General features: G+C 36.0%; 19 protein-coding genes. 8 read left to right on the top strand and 11 right to left on the bottom strand.

Annotated elements, in window-relative coordinates:
* Positions 1 to 11 precede the first annotated feature (11 nt).
* A complete protein-coding gene (lysM, locus tag ULVI_RS08340) occupies positions 12 to 509 on the top strand; it encodes a peptidoglycan-binding protein LysM (protein ID WP_068591723.1) in 498 nt (165 codons plus the stop codon).
* Between the two features lie 75 nt (positions 510 to 584).
* Here lysM and ULVI_RS08345 read toward each other — a convergent pair whose 3' ends face one another.
* From ULVI_RS08345 to ULVI_RS08355, 3 genes are read right to left on the bottom strand one after another with little or no spacing between them, the layout of a single operon-like run.
* Positions 585 to 1,691 carry a peptidylprolyl isomerase gene (locus tag ULVI_RS08345; protein WP_068591725.1) on the bottom strand — a complete coding sequence of 369 codons (1,107 nt, stop codon included), beginning with the start codon at positions 1,689 to 1,691 and terminating at the stop codon, positions 585 to 587.
* A 10-nt stretch (positions 1,692 to 1,701) separates the two neighbouring features.
* Positions 1,702 to 2,262 carry a gliding motility-associated peptidyl-prolyl isomerase GldI gene (gene gldI, locus ULVI_RS08350; protein ID WP_082830820.1) on the bottom strand — a complete coding sequence of 187 codons (561 nt, stop codon included), beginning with the start codon at positions 2,260 to 2,262 and terminating at the stop codon, positions 1,702 to 1,704.
* Positions 2,249 to 3,271, bottom strand: a complete 1,023-nt coding sequence (locus ULVI_RS08355) for a DHH family phosphoesterase (protein ID WP_068591729.1) — start codon at positions 3,269 to 3,271, stop codon at positions 2,249 to 2,251. Before ULVI_RS08355 ends, gldI begins: the two co-directional genes overlap by 14 nt.
* 75 nt (positions 3,272 to 3,346) lie before the next feature.
* Here ULVI_RS08355 and ULVI_RS08360 point away from each other — a divergent pair, with 75 nt between their 5' ends.
* Together ULVI_RS08360 and ULVI_RS08365 are read left to right on the top strand one after the other, a co-directional pair.
* Positions 3,347 to 4,399: an alkaline phosphatase D family protein gene (locus tag ULVI_RS08360; protein ID WP_068591731.1), complete on the top strand. Its 1,053-nt coding sequence runs from the start codon at positions 3,347 to 3,349 to the stop codon at positions 4,397 to 4,399.
* Between the two features lie 349 nt (positions 4,400 to 4,748).
* Positions 4,749 to 5,168: a nucleoside-diphosphate kinase gene (locus ULVI_RS08365; protein ID WP_068591733.1), complete on the top strand. Its 420-nt coding sequence runs from the start codon at positions 4,749 to 4,751 to the stop codon at positions 5,166 to 5,168.
* Between the two features lie 81 nt (positions 5,169 to 5,249).
* Here ULVI_RS08365 and ULVI_RS08370 read toward each other — a convergent pair whose 3' ends face one another.
* The gene (locus tag ULVI_RS08370) at positions 5,250 to 5,546 is read right to left on the bottom strand and encodes a DUF721 domain-containing protein (protein WP_068591735.1); all 297 of its coding nucleotides are present in this window, start codon (positions 5,544 to 5,546) and stop codon (positions 5,250 to 5,252) included.
* A gap of 88 nt (positions 5,547 to 5,634) precedes the next feature.
* A complete protein-coding gene (locus tag ULVI_RS08375; RefSeq protein ID WP_068591737.1) occupies positions 5,635 to 6,066 on the bottom strand; it encodes a lipocalin family protein in 432 nt (143 codons plus the stop codon).
* A gap of 478 nt (positions 6,067 to 6,544) precedes the next feature.
* Here ULVI_RS08375 and ULVI_RS08380 point away from each other — a divergent pair, with 478 nt between their 5' ends.
* From ULVI_RS08380 to ULVI_RS08395, 4 genes are read left to right on the top strand one after another with little or no spacing between them, the layout of a single operon-like run.
* Entirely contained in the window at positions 6,545 to 7,300 is a 756-nt protein-coding gene (locus ULVI_RS08380) for a hypothetical protein (RefSeq protein ID WP_068591739.1), read from the top strand.
* Between the two features lie 11 nt (positions 7,301 to 7,311).
* On the top strand, positions 7,312 to 7,968 hold the full coding sequence (locus tag ULVI_RS08385) for a hypothetical protein (RefSeq protein WP_068591741.1): 657 nt from the start codon (positions 7,312 to 7,314) through the stop codon (positions 7,966 to 7,968).
* On the top strand, positions 7,950 to 8,699 hold the full coding sequence (locus tag ULVI_RS08390; RefSeq protein ID WP_068591742.1) for a sensor histidine kinase: 750 nt from the start codon (positions 7,950 to 7,952) through the stop codon (positions 8,697 to 8,699). The genes ULVI_RS08385 and ULVI_RS08390 overlap by 19 nt, the downstream gene beginning before the upstream one ends.
* Before the next feature lie 53 nt (positions 8,700 to 8,752).
* Positions 8,753 to 9,391: a response regulator gene (locus ULVI_RS08395; RefSeq protein ID WP_068591744.1), complete on the top strand. Its 639-nt coding sequence runs from the start codon at positions 8,753 to 8,755 to the stop codon at positions 9,389 to 9,391.
* A gap of 14 nt (positions 9,392 to 9,405) precedes the next feature.
* Here ULVI_RS08395 and ULVI_RS08400 read toward each other — a convergent pair whose 3' ends face one another.
* The 4 genes from ULVI_RS08400 to ULVI_RS08415 all read right to left on the bottom strand — a co-directional run bounded on the left by ULVI_RS08400 (position 9,406) and on the right by ULVI_RS08415 (position 14,398).
* A complete protein-coding gene (locus ULVI_RS08400; RefSeq protein ID WP_068591746.1) occupies positions 9,406 to 10,701 on the bottom strand; it encodes an amidohydrolase family protein in 1,296 nt (431 codons plus the stop codon).
* Positions 10,702 to 10,968: 267 nt separating this feature from the next.
* Positions 10,969 to 11,490 (bottom strand): DUF7935 family protein, encoded by a 522-nt coding sequence (locus tag ULVI_RS08405; RefSeq protein WP_068591748.1) that lies wholly within the window; start codon positions 11,488 to 11,490, stop codon positions 10,969 to 10,971.
* A gap of 7 nt (positions 11,491 to 11,497) precedes the next feature.
* On the bottom strand, positions 11,498 to 13,114 hold the full coding sequence (locus ULVI_RS08410; protein WP_068591750.1) for an FMN-binding glutamate synthase family protein: 1,617 nt from the start codon (positions 13,112 to 13,114) through the stop codon (positions 11,498 to 11,500).
* Positions 13,115 to 14,398: an amidohydrolase gene (locus ULVI_RS08415; RefSeq protein WP_068591752.1), complete on the bottom strand. Its 1,284-nt coding sequence runs from the start codon at positions 14,396 to 14,398 to the stop codon at positions 13,115 to 13,117. It abuts the gene before it with no gap.
* 190 nt (positions 14,399 to 14,588) lie between these two features.
* Between ULVI_RS08415 and ULVI_RS08420 the strand changes: the two genes are divergently transcribed.
* Positions 14,589 to 16,907 carry an ATP-dependent helicase gene (locus tag ULVI_RS08420; RefSeq protein WP_068591755.1) on the top strand — a complete coding sequence of 773 codons (2,319 nt, stop codon included), beginning with the start codon at positions 14,589 to 14,591 and terminating at the stop codon, positions 16,905 to 16,907.
* Here ULVI_RS08420 and ULVI_RS08425 read toward each other — a convergent pair.
* Positions 16,897 to 17,913 (bottom strand): alpha/beta hydrolase, encoded by a 1,017-nt coding sequence (locus ULVI_RS08425; protein ID WP_317039838.1) that lies wholly within the window; start codon positions 17,911 to 17,913, stop codon positions 16,897 to 16,899. The genes ULVI_RS08420 and ULVI_RS08425 overlap by 11 nt on opposite strands.
* 429 nt (positions 17,914 to 18,342) lie before the next feature.
* Complete coding sequence (locus ULVI_RS08430) at positions 18,343 to 19,224, bottom strand: alpha/beta hydrolase (RefSeq protein WP_068591758.1); 882 nt, start codon at positions 19,222 to 19,224, stop codon at positions 18,343 to 18,345.
* Positions 19,225 to 19,317: the final 93 nt, after the last annotated feature.

Consider the following 19,317-nt stretch of genomic DNA (forward strand, 5'->3'; position numbering starts at 1 on the left):
AACTAAAAACAATGGGATTATTTACATTTATTAAAGACGCCGGAGCTAAAATTTTCGGAATTGGAAAAACATCTGCAGAAAAGAAGGCGGAAGCAACTGCCGCTGCAAATGCTAAAGAGGCAAACGAAGACCGACAAGCTGAACAACATTTGCGTGAAGTGGTTTCAGACCTAGGTCTTGAAGTAGAAAATTTAAACATTTCTATTAAAGATGATATGGCCACAGTTACTGGAAAAGCTGCGAATCAGGCTACTCGCGAGAAGATTGTATTGGTCGTTGGTAACTCTGCAGGAATTGCAAGTGTTCAAGACAATATGGAAGTTGAAGTACAGGAGCCTGAGGCTACTTTTCATACTGTTGAAAAAGGGGATACGCTTAGTAAAATTGCAAAGAATGTGTATGGAGATGCTATGAAGTACCCAGTAATTTTTGAAGCTAATAAGCCAATGTTGAAACACCCAGACAAAATTTATCCGGGACAAGTACTTCGAATTCCAAACCTGGATTAAGTATTTTACGATAGATATTATTAAAAAACCCGCTTACAAATAGTAAGCGGGTTTTTTTTTGAAAGTTGATTTATGTTATTCTACAACTTCTACAAGTTCTAGTTCAAAAATAAGATCTGCATTTGCTGGAATTACAGGTGGATAACCACGTTCTCCATATGCTAGATGAGCAGGAATAAAGAGCATCGCTTTATCACCTACATTAAGATTTAATAGTCCTTCTCTAAATCCTGGAATTAGGCGAGCATCTTTACTATAAGACGTAGGGACAGGAGCGTATTGATTGGCTGCTTTGCGTGCTTCGTTAACTGCTTCAAATTTTTCTGCAACATCAATATAATTGGTGTCGAATAAGGTACCATCTGTTAAATATCCTGCATAACTCATAAGTACTTTGCTTCCTTCAGCTGGTTTAACACCATCTCCTTTATTAGTATAAAAGATCTTTAAACCTGAAGGCAACTCTGTTGCTTTCTCTTTTAGTGGTTCAAACTCAGATATAGTAGATTCTTTAATTTTTAAAAGTCGATCTTCTTTCTCTTTTTTCTCTTTTTCGATAGACTCCATTTCTTCTGTGAAGTAAGGTACTTTAACGTCTCCCTTGGTAATAATAGCTACTTTTTCAATAGTTATGGGGTTAACAGGCTTATCTCCTGGCTTGGTTGTTTCAACAGCACCAATAGAATCTACGATTTCTTGTCCTTCGACAATCTCTCCAAAAATTGTATGCTTTCCGTCTAACCAAGGGGTCTCTTTAAGTGTAATAAAGAACTGACTTCCATTAGTTGCTGGGCCCGAGTTTGCCATAGATAACAGCCCTTTTTGTCTGTGTTTTAATGAGTCTACAATTTCGTCAGGGAATCTATATCCAGGATTTCCGCTTCCATCACCTTTAGGATCTCCACCTTGAATCATAAAATCTTTAATGATCCGGTGAAAGACCAATCCGTCGTAAAATCTTTTACCTTTGTATACAGAGTCTACCATTTTGTTGGTTCCTTCTGCAAGTGACACAAAATTAGATACTGTTAGTGGTGTTGCCTCATTATATAATTTAGCTACAAAGGTTCCTTTATTCGTGGTAAACTCTGCATACACACCTTCTTTTAAATCGGGATATTTTTCTTGGCAAGAAGTAAAACTTAGCGTTAGGAGTAATACTAAAATTGATAAATTTTTCATAGGTTTTTACTTAATTTTCTTGTGATTGTTTTATTGATTTGAGTGTTACGGTGCTTTGAACTGGAGTATTCGCACCTAATTTATTTTGAATGCCATAATAACCAAATGCTTTGTAAGAAGGAAATAAGAAGGTTACTGTTTCCCCTTCCTTCATAAGTTTTAAGCCATCTCGTATCCCCGATATTAATTCTTGGTTGGTTTGATCTATTTTGTAATTCTGTAGTCCATTTTCAGTTTCAGAAACAACCGTCTCACCATTTAATTTTCGTACATTATAAGTAAAGGTAACTACATCACCAAATACTGGTTTTTGAGTTGAAATAGAATCTTTCTCATTGTAAAAATACCAGAATCCGCTATCTGAAGATACATAGGAATTTAGGTCATCATTCTGAATGATATTTTGAATCTGTTTCTTTTCTTTTTCGTAGAGTTTTTTATTTCTATCTGCAGAAGCTTCAATAAAAGTTCCGGAGGTTTGTTGTACAGGTTGCCGTGCTTCCGGACTTTTACAAGCGGTGTAAAAAGTGCTAGTAATTAAAATAAAAATTAGAAGATTACGCGTCATCATTAAGTTCCTCTGTATAATCTGGCAATATACTAATAAAATGGGTAATGGTTTTGTTAAGGGATTGCAAACTTCTTCCGCCAGCAGCATTGGTATGACCCCCACCATTGTAATGTTTTCTTGAAAATTCATTAACCGAAAAATCTCCTTTACTTCGAAGTGATATTTTTACAATAGATTCCTGTTTGTTTTCAATAAAAATAACGGCAAAACGAACTCCTTTTACCGATAACGCATAGTTTACAAATCCTTCGGTATCTCCCTTTTTAAAATTATGAGTGTCGAGTTCTTTCTGTGATAAAGTGATAAAAGCTGTTTTGTATTCTGGAAAGATCTGTAAATTTTTTAGTGCAACACCCAATAGCCGCATGCGATCTGGACTGTTGGTATCGTACACATTTTGATGAATCGCTGCGTTGTTAGCACCTGCTTCCAGTAAATGAGCAATTACTTTGTGGGTGACAGGTGTTGTAGATGAAAAACGAAACGAACCTGTATCGGTCATTATTCCCGTATATAACAATGTAGCAATCGCTTTCGAAATTTGCTGATTACCCCCCAGAGCATCGATAAAATGATACACCATTTCGCAGGTAGAACTCATGCGAACATCACTATAGGTTGCAACGGCGTAGGCATCGGGTTGCTGGTGGTGATCGATCATAATGAATTTAGCAGTGCTTTTTTCTAGCAAAGGCTGTAGGTCACCCACTCGATTTAGGGCATTAAAATCTAACGTAAAAATAAGATCGGCGTTTTCAATACGTTCTGTACTTTTTTCTACTTCTTTTTCATGAATTATTAGGGTGTCAATTCCAGGCAGCCATTTTAGAAAATCTGGAAAATCGTTTGGCATAATTACCTGCGCGTCATGCCCATTGGCTTTCAGAAAAAAATAGAGTCCTAAACAAGATCCAATAGCATCTCCATCGGGGTTCTTGTGTCCAGTAATAACGATTTTTTTTGGGGTACTTAAAAGCGTTTGTACCGTAGCTGTAGTTTCCAAATTCATAGCTGCGAAGATACAATTTCTTAACAGTTCGTATAAAATAGATTCGTATTTTTGAAATTCCTAAAACAAAATGAGATGCGCGTTATTTTTCTATTAGTTTCAATAGCTTTTATTTTTTCTTGTAAACCCAAAGCATCAGTTTCTTCGGAAGAGATGAATTCTTCGGAAACTGTTTCCGAAGCAATTACAGATTTTACCATTGTTTTTGCGAGTTGTAACGACCAAGACCGACCGCAACCTTTGTGGAAACCTATTCTGAAGCATGCTCCCGATGTTTTTATATGGGGTGGCGATAATATTTATGCCGATACAGCCGACATGGAAAAAATGCAAAAGGATTATAATAAAGTAAAATCGAACCCAGAATATGTTGCGTTAGCCAATACTACAGAAATTATTGGAACGTGGGATGATCATGACTACGGAAAGAACGATGCAGGGAAAGAGTGGGAAATGAAAGCACCTGCGCAACAATTATTTTTAGATTTTATAGAGGTTCCAAAAAATGATCCGCTACGAAAACAAGAAGGAATTTATTATTCAAAAAAGTACACAATGGCAGAGGGAAGCGTTAAAGTAATTCTTCTCGATACTCGCACATTTCGCGATGCACTTAATCGAAGTCCAATAAAAGGAAGACGCTACGATCCCTGGCCAATGGGGGAGGGTGGAACAGTTTTAGGAGCGACTCAATGGAAGTGGTTACAAAACGAATTGAACGATAACACCACAGATTTTACGATGATTGTAAGTAGTATTCAATTTCTTGCAGATGAACATGGTTGGGAGAAGTGGGGCAATCATCCGTCTGAAGTTGAAAAAATGAAAACATTGCTCCAAAATGCCAAAGCGAATAATATCTTTATTGTAAGTGGAGATCGACACTTAGCTGAAATTTCACGTACAGAGGTTCCGGGCTTATCGTATCCATTAATCGATTTTACGACCAGCGGATTAACACATACATTTCCCGATTCGGCCGCACCTGCAAATAGCTATCGGGTAGGGAAAGTGATACAGGACCTAAATTTTGGTGTACTACAATTTAATTTTAAGAAGGAAACGGTTACATTCGAAATACGAGGGGAGAACGATGTAGAATTTGTAACCTATGTGCAACAATTTTAGAGAAAGTTCTTTATAGCATTGCAATTAAACATAGAAGTTTTAGTCTTACTCAAAGGATAGTACAGTAGCCTTCAATACACTCAAGCTGACCATCGTTTTTGTGACTGATAATTGATCCTATCACTACTGCTTTATTTAACTCAAACATTAATGTGTGTCCCGCTGAGTCTGTCCAAGCATGTAGGATTAAAGTCTTCAATAAAAAAAAAATCCTAATTAAATAAAGGTAGTTTATTAATTGCTTGTCATTTGTTTTTATTCAGAAATACGGATTGAATTAAAAACAGCTTAAATTTCCACTTGTTATTGAAAAGTAAATACCTACTTTTGCACAAAATTTTAAAAAATTATGAGAACAGATAGAACGTTTACCATGTTAAAGCCTGATAGTGTTGAAAAAGGACATATTGGTGCTATTCTTGAAAAAATTACAGCTTCAGGTTTTAGAATCGTGGCGATGAAATTGACGCAAATGACAAAAGCAGATGCGGAAGAGTTTTACGCGATTCATAACGAGCGTCCGTTCTTCGGAGAGTTAGTGGAGTACATGACACGCGGACCAATCGTTGCAGCAATTCTTGAGAAAGAGAATGCAGTTGAAGATTTTCGTACGTTAATTGGTGCTACCAACCCGGCAGATGCTGCTGAAGGAACAATCCGTAAATTATATGCAGCTTCTATAGGAGAAAATGCAGTACATGGAAGTGATAGCGATGAGAACGCTGCAATTGAAGGTGCTTTTCATTTCTCAGGAAGAGAGATGTTCTAAAACAACATACATTTTGTATTAATTGCAAAAAACGTCTTTCAAATTTTTGAAGGGCGTTTTTTTATGTGTGTCATTCAAAGATTAGCGTAACACCAATTTCGAAATAAGTGGCTTCCCTAGCTCATTATTTAAAAGCGCTATGATCTTCTCTTTTCCGTAACTTAATTCCTCTCGCAATACCGAAGAACTTAGCTGCACATGTAGTGTATCTCGATCCAGTTTTAAATCGGTTGTGTATTTTGAAATGGCAGTTCCCATCACATTATGCCACACTTCCTTTACTTCAATTTTATCCAGTCCTTTTTCGAGTCGGTTGGTAGCAATAAAATCTTTTAATACGTCACCTATTGTGCTTTCTTCTCTTTTTCTTTTTTTCAAATTTTATATTTTAAATGTTTTTATCTACTAAAAAATCCATAAACCGGACAGTTTAAATTTTGTCTAAAAATTACTTTCGAAATTAATATCATTTAAATTCCTCAAAATTAGTGAACGGCGTAAATTTTTTATAGGTATATCGTTTATTATCTCGGTTCAAGATTTGTAAGGTACTGTCTTTTGCTATTAATACAGTTTCTTTCCAACTATCGAACGGAGTTGTATAGTATATTCTAAGACTGTCTTCTTCAATGCGAAGTGTGAAAGGCTCAACGGTGCCATTATTTGTAAATGTTCCATCTAATTTTGGATTTACTTTGGTACGCATCCCTGTCATTTCATTAACTTCTATAAAATCTACAATAGCACTTATACTAAATTCTTTTTTTGTTCCATCTGGCAATGTGACCGACTCAATTTCCCAATAGCCGTCGAGATGTTCAACCTGCTCTAAAGGATCTTGTTTGTGACAAGAAATACAGACTAAGAATAGTATGATAGAATAAATTTCTTTTTTCATTTAATAATATGTTGTTGAGGTTGAATACGCTTGTTTGTTTAAATATGGTATAACGTTAAGCAAATTCAAATAAAATTTAATCAATTTTTCAGACTAAAAAGACTCATTTAATTGAATGTTTTTTTGCTATAATCAAAGATACTATAAATGACACTTAGAGAATTCTGGGAGCGGTAAAATTATAAGTAGTTTCTGTTTGAGTATGATTCTCATGTCTACTGTATACGTATGTTTTATGTTTATTCTATATCAATTTACTAATTTTCATTTTCCTTTTTATCCATTATAGAGATCCTACAGGAAAAACCCTTTTTTTGAATTTATAATTAACCCTTCTGTAAAAGTATTTTACCCTATTATAATACTGAGTGTTTTTTTACTGAATCTAAACCACTACCTTAGTTCTTTAAACGTTTAATATCGAAGTTGTTACCTTGTTTCGGCTTCAGTAAAATAGTTATAACTAAAACCAACTTTTATGAAAACCTCTCAAAAATCACTTTTATTAGTACTCCCGCTATTGTTTCTTTTTTTAAGCCTATCTTCCTGTGAAAGCTGTGAAAATCAAGATCCTCAGGATGATGATACATCACAAAATGATGATGACGGACAGAACACCGACGATGAACCCGATTACGAAGGGGCGCCAGATAATATAATCTCACTTGAGCAAGCCAAATCTATTTACGACAGTTATACGGAGCGCCGTATTGGACTAATTCAGCAAACAGAATCACCTAACGACGATGGCTCTCCATTTAATCCGTCACGTTACGGAGAATGGGATTTCGAAACTATTAAACATTGGATTGCCTATGTAAAGCAAGAAGCCGAAGATGTTGAAGTTGAGGTCTCTGGCATGCGTTTCTACTTCGCCAATTATCCCGATAATTCCAATGGTGATTTAGAGCGGCATAACACCATATTTCTATTGCCTACAACCAATATTAACGGACAAGACCAAGGTTTTTTAACCCAAACTAATGAGAATGGGCAAAAAGAATTAGTACTTATCGCAGATATTCTTGAAGGCTTTGGAAAAGGCCAGCAATTACAATCTTCTCCTACAGGAATGAATACGAATAAAAATGGAGGACATCCTAAAATGTTGATGTTGCCATTAACTACGGTAACGCCTCCTACATCCTCGAATGTACAGCAAATTAATAGTCTAATTTTAAATGAAGCGCATATGATTCCTCCTCCAAATCAAGCTACCGAATTTGATAACTAACAAGAAGAGAGGTGAAAATAGATGTTTTAAATGCATTCTTATCGCACGTTGTAACCTTTGTTGAGGGACTTTCAGCGTTATTAGCAATTGTTTTTTATTTAAAATATAAAAGCACGCCCTTAAAATACTTTCCCATTCTATTAGTATATGTTTTTATAACAGGACTTTTAGGAGTGTACATTAGTAGAAACATGGGACCTAATAATGTGGTGATCTATAATGTGTTTAATGTCATCTATTTTCTCTTTTTTTATTACGTATTCTATAATGTAATTCGTAAAATTCGCTATAGAAACTGGATTGTAATTGGAATATGCCTTTTTCTGCTCTCGTCTATTATAAATCTCTTCTATGAAAATTTTTTATTTGAATCACAATTGTTATCGTATGCTATTGGTGCGGTCGTGCTTCTTTTCTGTATTATTTTATACTTTATCGAAGTACTTACAACTTCACGTATCTTGTTAGTAAATCAAGAAATAGTATTTTGGATTAGTATTGGATTACTACTTTTTTATGTAGGCTATTTACCCATTAAGTTTACTAGAAACGTTTACGCATTTGAATCGGCAAATACATATTCGACCTTGCGAATGGTACATCTTATATTAGTTATCCTTATGAATACCTGCTTTATAATTGGATTTTTATGGACGAAAAAGAAGTAGTTACACTCATAACAGTGCTAGTACTTTTAGTGTTGGTTGCTGTAATCATCACCCTTTTTTCGGTATTTGTAAAACGAAAGAACAAATTATTAGAAGAGCAAAATCAAGCGAAAGAAGCTTTTAATAAAGAACTTTCTGAAATACAAATTGAAATTCGGGAAGAAACTCTTCGGAATATTAGCTGGGAATTACATGACAATATCGGGCAGTTAATGACCCTTGCGAAGATACAGGCGCAAATGGCGGTCGATGCTCCAGAAAATTTTGAAGAAGTCGCGGGTACAATCGGAAATGCGATTCAAGAACTACGTGCGTTATCGAAACTTATCAATCCGGAAGCACTTAAAAGTTTAAGTCTGAAGGAAGCGCTGCAATTGGAGATCGAACGCTTTAATCGGCTCAATTTTATTAAAGCGACTTTGAAGGTTGAAGGTGTTCCTAAGCGATTAGCTTCAGATAATGAGATTATTTTGTTCCGAATATTACAGGAGTTTTTCACCAATACCATCAAACATTCGAAAGCTTCAAATTTAATGGTCACGTTAAAATACCTGAATGATTCTTTGCATATTGAAGCCAAGGATGACGGAGTTGGTTTTAACGCTACTTCAAATTTTGCGGGAATTGGGATGAAGAACATGAAGAATCGGGCTAAAGTAGTTAAAGCAAAATTGAAAATTCATTCAGAAAAAGGAAAAGGAACAATGCTTCAGTTAAGCTATGATTTTTAATAAAATAAATACCTCATAGTTTTTATTATCAGTTATTTACGTAAATTTATAAGATGCAATATTCAGTAGTAGTAGTAGACGATCATAATTTGCTTTCAGAAGCGATCGGGAATCTTGTGAACGATTTCGATCATTTCAATTTACTGTATACTTGCAAGAACGGACAAGATCTATTAGAAAAACTTAAATTTCCCGATAAAATTCCGAATATCGTTCTAATGGATATAAACATGCCTATCTTGAATGGCATCGAAACTACAAAAATCCTCACTGAAAAATATCCCGATATCAATGTTTTAGCACTTTCTATTGAAGAAAATGAAAATACCATTCTGAAAATGCTTCGTGCTGGAGCAAAAGGGTATTTAATGAAAGATACTAAAAAAGAAGTACTGAGAGAGGCATTAGAACAAACGATGGAAAAAGGATATTACCACACCAATACCATTGCACAAATCCTTGTGGGGTCACTCACCAAAAAACCATCTGAAGTACAACTGAAGGAGCGTGAATTAGAATTCATGAAACACGCCTGTACTGAAAAAACATACAAGGAAATTGCAGACATTATGTGTTTAAGCACGAAGACCATCGAAGGTTATCGGGATTCCATTTATGAAAAGCTCGAAATTAAAAATAGAATTGGCTTGGTGCTCTACGCAATTCGCAACCGTATTTGTGTGCCAGAATAATTAAATATAAGCGATTACTTAATAGGATTGTATAACTTTCCTTTATTGACAACCAAAAAAACGTCGTTTATATTATTAATATCTTGGGTTGGATTTTCATTAACTATAAGCAAATTAGCTCTTTTACCGACTTCTATACTACCTTCAGAATGAGATGCCCCAATAGCAGAAGCACTATTTTCTGTGGCAGCAATTATTGCTTCGAGAGGGGTAAAGTCACAAAGATTCACCATTAGATCCATTTCGTGTTGTACAAATGTTTTTTGATCAGTGTCGCTTCCAGCCGCTATTCGAACACCATATTTATTTGCATTCTTTACTATTCTTATGCCGAGTTCATATTTCCAACGATTCTTAGGCTTGTCCTTGTAATTTTCGAGCACACTAATTGTGGCGTCTAAAATCACATTATTTTGAATCATTAGATTGTATAATGGCTTAAAGTCTAATTGGTCGAACTGCTGGTCCCAAAAAGCATTATCATTTTCTGAGTTTTGATGTTTCTCCCATAAAGGAATTAGATCCGTGTTAGTATTTGTAAATTCATCGAGAAGCATATTTACATGCGATATAGATAAAATCCCTGCAGGTATTATACTAGAGGGTTTAACGGGATACAATGAAGCGTGGGCCCATACTGGAATGCTTTGTTGCTTCGCTTCCTTACTAATTGCAATTATTTGATCTTCCGATAATTTGGCGTATAGTTTAATTCCAGATGCTCCAGAACCTTTTGCCTCGGCAATTTCTAAAGGAATGTTCGAGTCGTCATCTATAGCTTTCATGTAGGACATTTGCCCACTAACGCCTCCTTGTGCTGTAGCGATAGTTCTTGGATCAGAAAAAAAATCTGTTCCAGCCATTAAAGCCGCGTAATATATAGTTGGGGCTTCTATGTCACCTACTAAAGCATTTCTTGACAATCCTGATAAAGCTCTTGCATCTCCCGCCATATCTCGTACTGAGGTGATACCACTTAAAAGCATTTGTTTAAGAACCATCTCAGCGTTGTCTCTTCTCTCTAGGGAAGGATTAGTAGCGAAATGTACATGAGCATCAATTAGTCCTGGAACTACATATTTATTTTTTAGTAATATCGATTGTATACTGTCATTTTGAATGTATTCGTTAGTAGGTACAATTTCCTTAATATAACCTTCATGAATAATTATTGTATAATTACGAAAGATATTTTTAGTCTTTACATCTACGATATTGAGATGATGCAAGGCATAATCTGTAAAATTGAATTGGGCAGAACTCTTTAAAGTAACTAAAATGAGAAGGATAAAAAATACTTTTTTTTTCATAGCATTAGAAGAATATTAGTTTTTTTAGAAGTAGTTCTTTTGGTATGTTAAAAACCCTCAATAGGGTCTAAATTAACTCACCTTTACCAAAAGTTGAGTTGCTAAGTACGCTATTAAACAAACGATTTATAAATGATCTGAGTAGTAAGACTAATTAGATAATACTTTAATCTCGCTGCGAGAATTTTTATTTGTTAATTTATTTAATAGATACCAGATTAAATAACTTTAGAGTAACTACAGCTATAGTCTCAATTTAGCACTTTTCTAAAACAATTCAGCTACCTCTTTTCGAACGTATGTAAGTGCTTTTTGGGAAGGAGTAATTTCTTCCATAAAATTACGTAATAACCACTCTCTCATTTTATCGGATGCCCCTTGTTTTTCATGCATAGCCGCCTGTCTAATAACGTGAATAGTTGCATTCTTAGCTGCATTTACAAGATTCCAACATTCTTGAGAAACGTAAATTTGCTGCGTAAGATTGTGTTCGTATTCTTGTTCAATGTTTTTAATTAAAAGATTCTCATAATCCTCCACCGATTCAGAATAAGGCTTTACTCGAACCAATAATTTATTTGGGTCCATACGTTCTAAAAATAATGTGATGCGTTCATACGACTGCAAGCGTAACGGAAGAACTTGCCCTTGCGCCTCTTTTTGAATTAAATACCGACGTCTTCCTTCTTCATTAGCGGTATGTCCCTTGAAAAAATAATATGCTACAACACCTACAACAATCGCAGGCAACAAATAAGCAAAATAGTTAATTATCTGAGTTATTTCCATAAATTAATTAATATCGGACTTTGTCCTTTTGTTTCATTTTATTGACTTCCTTTTTCTCTTCCTTTTTACTGTAGTTTCCTCCCAAATAGGGGCAGTTCTGTAAAGCTTTAACGCTTTTAAAGGGAACAGCTACTTTATGATAGGCGAAAGAATCCGCTAAATTTTTGATCAGGTTTTTATCACCCAAACTAATTTCAACATCATCCATCGTAAATTGTGATGGATGCTCATATCCACAGGCATGTGTCATTTCAAGCAGTTCTTTTCTAAAGTTCTTAAAGTAAAAATGAGTACGGACCGCTTTATCTTCAATATTAATACCTCGCTGTAACCACTTATTCTGTGTAGCCACTCCCGACGGACATGTATTGTTGTGACAAACCTTAGCTTGAATACATCCCACTGCCAACATTGCTTCACGAGCCACATTAATACAATCTACACCCATAGAGAACGCCATGGCAGCTCGTGCTGGAAATCCTAGTTTACCACTTCCAATGAATACAACTCGTTCACATAAGTTGTGTTTTTTAAAAATTTTATAAAATTCGGTAAAACCAAATACCCAGGGGAGTGCCACGTGATCTGCAAAACTGGGAGGTGCGGCACCAGTACCTCCCTCACCACCATCGATGGTAATAAAGTCGGGACCTTTACCAGTTTCTTCCATTATACCTGCAAGTTTATTCCAGTCTTCTAATTTTCCGATTGCAGACTTTATTCCTACAGGCAAGCCAGTAGCTTCGGCAATGTCTTCTACAAATTGAAGTAACCCCTCAACGCCATCGAATGCTGAGTGTGTGGGCGGACTTAAAACATCTTTGCCCATAGGGACGTGCCGTATGCTCGCGATTTCTTCGGTTATTTTTGAAGCTGGTAAAACACCGCCTTTTCCAGGTTTGGCACCTTGTGATAATTTTATTTCAATAGCGCGAATCTGTGGATTGTCATTTACTAATTGAATCATTTTTTCCATGGAAAAACCACCATCATCATCTCGCACTCCAAAGTATCCTGTTCCGAAGTGAAAAACGATATCGCCGCCTTTTTTATGGTAGGGTGAAAGTCCGCCTTCACCTGTATTATGATAGGCATGTGCTTGGGCACATCCTTTATTTAAAGATTCTATAGCCCTTGCTGAAAGAGAGCCAAAACTCATGGCAGAAACATTGATTATTGAAGCAGGTCGAAATGGTCTTCGTCGCTTATTGTATTCCCCTATAATTTTCGCACAAGGTAAAAAATATGGATCTTTTGCATTTGGGTGATCTTCGGTTACTTTAAACGGAAGCATTGCATTATTAATAAAAATATAATTCGCTTCATAAATATCACGATCGGTACCAAAACCTTCGTAATTATTTTCGTTTTTAGCAGATGCATAAATCCAACCGCGTTCAATACGGTTAAAGGGAAGCTCTTCTCTATTATTTGCGACGATATATTGTCGTAATTCGGGACCTATACTTTCGAGCATGTATCTTATATGCCCTACCAAAGGGAAATTATGAAGTATGGTGTGGCGCTTGTTAAAAAAAATATCTCTAATTGCGATGAAGGCTAATACGAGAAGTATCCAAGCCCACCATGGGATTTGTCCTAAAAAATCGAATACAGGTTGCATTTAGTTTGCGTTTAAATAGTCTATAGAAAGTTGTATCATTGTTTGTACTCCCAAAAGCATTCCTGCATTATCTATTAAAAAATCGGGCGTATGATGTGGATAGGGAGTCGTGTTTCCAGGTGTCATACCGCCGAGGAAAAAATAAAACCCAGGCACTTTCTCTTGAAAATAAGAAAAATCTTCCCCTCCAGTAGTGGCTTTTACAAGTTCGACATTATCGGCACCAGCTACGTTTTGAAGTGTGGGAAGCATTTGTTCTGTTAATGCAAGATCATTGTAGGTAATCGAGGTGTTGTTTTGAAATTCAATGGTTGCACTTCCGCCATACGCTTTTGCAATGGTTTCAGTCATTTCGGTCATACGTCTAATGATCATTTCTTTCATTTGTGGATCAAGTGTTCTAACAGTACCAATGAGTTCTGCAGTTTCAGGAATAATATTAAAGCGAACCCCACTCGTAATTTTTCCAACAGTAATCACAGCAGCTTCTTGCACTAAGGGAGCTTCTCGGCTAATTATAGTTTGGAGGCCGTCGATTATTTTAGCTGAAATAAGTATAGGGTCCACTCCAGTCCAAGGTGCAGAACCATGAGTTGATTTTCCTTGTACATTTATTACAAAGCGCTCTACAGCTGCCATAGTTCCTCCAGGTTTATACCGAATAGTTCCCACCGGAGTTGCCGAGTTTATGTGGAGCCCAAAGATTGCATCCACGTCTGGATTTTTTAAAACGCCCTCTTTAATCATTAATTTCGCACCTCCTTCTTCACCAGGTGGTGGACCTTCTTCGGCCGGTTGAAAAATAAATTTTACTGTGCCATTAATTTTATCTTTGTGTTTACTTAATACTTCGGCAACTCCCATTAAAATGGCAATATGTGTGTCGTGTCCACAGGCATGCATTACGCCTGTTTCAGTATCAAGGAATTTGGATTTCACTTCGCTTTTAAATGCGAGATTATTTCTTTCTGTAACGGGAAGTGCATCGATATCGGCACGAAGAGCTACTACTTTTCCAGAGTTATGTCCTTTTAAGATGCCTACTACACCTGTCTTAGCAACTTCTGTTTGTACCTCAATACCTAAAGAACTGAGATGTTCAGCGATTTTTTCGGCCGTTTTAAATTCCCGATTAGAAAGTTCGGGATGTTGGTGAAAATACTCCCTCCATGCAATTACTTGACGTTCAATTTCGTTAATATCATCTTGTAATTTGTTGTCGCTCTGCGCAAAAGTAGTTACACTTACAAATAGTAATAGCGACAAGAGTTTGAAGGGATTCATAGGCAATTTGTTGTTTGCGCTAAGATATTCATTTTTTAAGCAAACTTAAAACCATTTCCTTGTTTATAAATTCTGAAAAATCTCCCTTTTATTGTTCATCATTTTCAGTAATTTCACGCTTTAGATCTTTTCAGAAAAAAATCTATGAAGCTTTCAGATCAATCTGAAGCCGAACTCAAAACTCAAAACTTTGCAGAATTATTTAGAACAATTAAACGATGCCCAGCGCGCACCTGTATTACAGAAAGACGGTGCTATGATTGTAATTGCCGGTGCTGGTTCTGGTAAAACTCGTGTGCTTACGTTTAGAATTGCATACCTCATGTCACAAGGGGTAGATCCTTTCAATATTCTTTCCTTAACCTTCACAAATAAGGCGGCAAGAGAAATGAAAAAAAGAATTTCTGAAATTGTAGGAAGCAGCGAAGCAAAAAATTTATGGATGGGTACATTTCATAGTATTTTTGCCAAAATTCTTCGTTTTGAAGCAGATAAATTGGGCTATCCTTCTAATTTTACCATCTATGACACTCAAGATTCGCAAAGTGTAATTCGTGCGGTCATTAAAGAAATGAACCTCGATAAAGATGTTTACAAATACAAGCAAGTTTATTCAAGGATCTCATCCTATAAAAACAGTCTCGTAACGGTAAAAGCCTATTTTAATAATCCCGAATTAATGGAAGCCGATGCTATGGCGAAGATGCCAAGGCTTGGAGATATTTATAAAAGTTATGTCGATAAATGTTTTAAGGCAGGTGCGATGGATTTCGACGATCTGCTTCTTAAAACAAACGAGTTGTTAACCCGTTTTCCGCAAGTATTGGCTAAGTATCAAAACCGTTTTCGTTACATTCTGGTCGATGAGTATCAAGATACCAACCACAGTCAATACCTAATTGTTCGTGCTCTTTCCGATAAGTTTCAGAACATCTGTGTAGTAGGAGATGACGCCCAGAGTATATACGCTTTCCGGGGAGCAAATATTAATAACATTTTAAATTTTCAGAAAGATTACGACGATGTAAAATTATATCGTCTGGAACAAAATTACCGATCTACAAAAAACATTGTCCACGCTGCTAATAGCATTATTGAAAAAAATAAAACCAGATTAGAGAAAGTTGTTTGGACCGCGAATGATGAAGGAGCAAAAATAAAAGTGAACCGAACCATGACCGATGGGGATGAAGGACGCTTTGTGGCAGGTAATATTTTTGAAACCAAAATGAATGAGCAAGCACAAAATGGTGATTTTGCAATTTTATACCGAACCAATGCCCAATCTAGGGCTATGGAGGATGCCCTTAGAAAGAAAGACATTCCTTATCGAATTTATGGGGGATTGAGTTTCTACCAACGAAAAGAGATTAAAGATGTATTGTCTTATCTACGACTTGTTTTAAACCCGAAAGATGAAGAAGCGTTAAAACGCGTTATAAATTATCCAGCTCGAGGAATTGGACAAACTACTATTGAGCGAGTTACAGTTGCGGCAAATCACTACGAACGTTCTATGTTCGAGGTGATGCAAAATATAGATAAGATTGACCTTAAGATTAATAAAGGAACCAAAGGAAAGCTTCAAGATTTTACGACGATGATCGAAAGTTTTCAGGTGCTTAATAAAAGCTATGATGCTTTTCAAATGGCAGAGCATGTTTCTAAGAAAACTGGATTGGTTCAAGAACTTAAAAAAGATGGTACTCCAGAGGGGATTGCTCGTATAGAGAATATTGAGGAATTATTAAACGGAATGCGTGACTTTGTGGAAGAGCAAAAAGAGCTTGCTGATACCACGGGGTCACTGTCAGAATTTTTGGAAGATGTAGCTCTAGCAACCGATTTAGATAACGACAAGGGAGACGAAGATCGTGTCGCCTTAATGACGGTACATTTAGCAAAAGGGTTAGAATTTCCATATGTGTACATTGTAGGAATGGAAGAAGAACTTTTTCCAAGTGGAATGAGCATGAATACTCGTGCTGAACTTGAAGAAGAACGTCGCTTATTTTATGTGGCACTTACCCGAGCAGAAAAACAGGCGTACCTTACCTATACACAATCGAGATATCGTTGGGGAAAATTAATAGATGCAGAGCCGAGTAGGTTCATTGAAGAGATTGATGCTGGGTATTTAGAATATCTTACCCCAATTACAGAACACAGGTATCGCCCATTATTAGACGCTGATATTTTTGAAGATGTTGATAAAAGCAAATTACGTCTTCGGAAACCACAAGGAGGAACACCGCCAAAAGGACCCACAGAAGATCAACTGCGAAAGTTACGTCGGCTACGACCTGTTGCTAGTGATACCGATAAGAATTTTAATGCAAAAGACGCCAATCTTCAAATTGGAACGGTGGTAGAGCATGTACGCTTCGGAAAAGGAAAGATCCTTAAAATTGAAGGCGTAGGAGCCGATACTAAAGCCGAAATCAAATTTGAAAATGGCGGTCTTAAAAAATTATTACTTCGTTTTGCGAAACTGAATGTTATATCGTAAAATGTTCTTTTAAGAATCCAGTTAGTGTATTAGAAACATGTTCGTTAGTTTCTGTATTCCAATCATTATGTCCTCCTTCGAAAACATTTAATAGAACGGGTACTCCTAGGAAGTTTAATTTTTCTTCTAAATCGTATGCATTCTTCACAGGAACGGTAGTATCGTTTTTCCCATAAAAAAGTAGGGTAGGACTACTGTTTACGCTTGCTTGATATAACGGACTTAGAATTTTAATTACATTAGGTTTTAAATTCATGGCTCCTATCGAGCTTGCGAAATATGCGTTTGAGTCGACGAGAATATTTAGTAAGTGTGTATAATTTGGATTTTCAGAATAATAAGGATGAGTAAAGTCTGTAGGACCCACAATACTTGTCACAGATTTTACACGATCTTCTAAATCGTACATATAATCATATTGTAATGCAAGATGTGCTCCAGCACTTTTGCCAATGAGAGCAAATTCTGGAAGGATTTGCAAAGATTCACTTTCGGAAGTTAGATGATCTAACATTAATCCAATGTCATGAAATTGGTTTGGAAAAGCTGGTGTTGAAGGGGCTGCTGCTAATACATAATTCATATTAACAATAGCATAATCTGGATTTGATTCAGAAATGCTTTGCACGTAATTATTCATTCCTGCTTTGTCTCCATTCATCCAACCACCACCGTGAAGAAGAATGATAACCTTCGTTGTTTGTGTTGAACGATTAGCAGGCAAGTAAACATCGAAAATTTGTTGTTCGTGATCTCCATAATCAAGATCCGTGAAGACTGCAGATTCTAATTCTGTACTTACTTTATATACGAGATCGGTATCGTTTATTGTAGAATCGATAGATTCTTTTGAACATGCTGTCGATAAAAGACAAGCTACAGCCAAAGCTGCCATTTTAATGTGATTGGTTTTCATAAGTAGGTTATTTAGGGGCAATACAAATGTATATAATATCTTACATTCTACGACACTTAATCTGTAAAAATATACACTTAAACGGAAAATTTAACATTTTTTAGGTTCTGAACGCTAACCAAATACGTTTTTTTTGATAGATTTTAGCCTAAATAGAAACGTTAGCTAACGTTTCTATTTATGTTATAGAATAGAGAATATGTATAGGGGAGTATCTACATCATATTATACCAAGCTAGTGTCAGGTATTAAATACCCCCGATTTCCGTCGATTGTAGGTATTTGGCGATAGTAACGCAATGAGTTTAAATTTTCAATGTAAATCAAACACAGCGTGCGACACTTCTAATCGGAATTTAGATTTAATAATCTGGAATTCTTCACACTCGGAGCATCTAGCTACTATGAGAAGTATTTAGTAGGCTTTTTATTCTAATGAACTAACGAGATATGCCTAATAATAATGTAGCGTGCTTTAATAATAAAAAAAATGGTAGTTTTTATTTTTGTAAAGGTTAATTAATTTGAAATTGGTAAATGTAGATTTATAAATTGTTTTAACTGAAATTGAAGGTCTGTGAGACTCGTAAGGTCCCAATTTCCATGTCCTCCCTCATAAACGGTGAAATTATGAGTAACATTCGATTCTGAAAGGGCATTGGCTAAGAAAGTTCCATTAGATAGCGGAACCAACGGATCTTGATCACCATAAAATAATATTGATGGACTACTCCTCTGCGATACTTGAAGTGCAGGAGAAACTGCCGTAGCAAGATCTGTATTCTCTGGATACGCAGCCGCATCGGTTAAAAAGTTTAATAAAATTTCAAAATTTGGATTTTCGGTATAAAAAGGGTCATTAAAGTTGGTAGGACCTACAATGTCACACACAAATTTTACTTGGTCATTTATATCGTATACATAATCATACATTAATGAAATATGCGCTCCTGCACTAACACCAATTAGTCCGAAATCATCTTTTATTTGAAGGGTTTCTTTTTCTTCGGAAAGTTTTCGAATTACCTTCTGAAGGTCTAAAAACTGGTTGGGAAATGCAGGTGTTGAAGGAGGTGCTGCCAACACATAATTTATATTAACAATAGCATGATCGGGATGAGATTCTTGCAGCAGCGTTACATATCCATCCATATCGGTCTTATCACCTTCGGTCCATCCGCCACCATGCACGAGAACAAGAACTTTTGTTTTTTGTGTATTGCGCCCTTCAGGAAGATAGAGGTCATACTTTTGTTGTGCATGCGTACCGTAAGAAATATCTTTAAATACCTCGGCTGCTACATTGGAAGAAGCTTCAGTAGGGGGTGTATCATCAGATGTGCAACTGCTAAAAGAAAGGCAGTAAAAAAGTGTAAAAATGGACAGCTTCAGAAATTGCATATAAATTGTTTTTAGAGCTAACGTTATAATTTCATTTTTATGTTAAGAATTAGTTACAAATTAAATAGTTCCGAAGAAATCGCTTAACTTTCA

Origin of the sequence: Cochleicola gelatinilyticus (genome assembly GCF_001637325.1) — a bacterium.
GTDB lineage: Bacteria > Bacteroidota > Bacteroidia > Flavobacteriales > Flavobacteriaceae > Cochleicola > Cochleicola gelatinilyticus.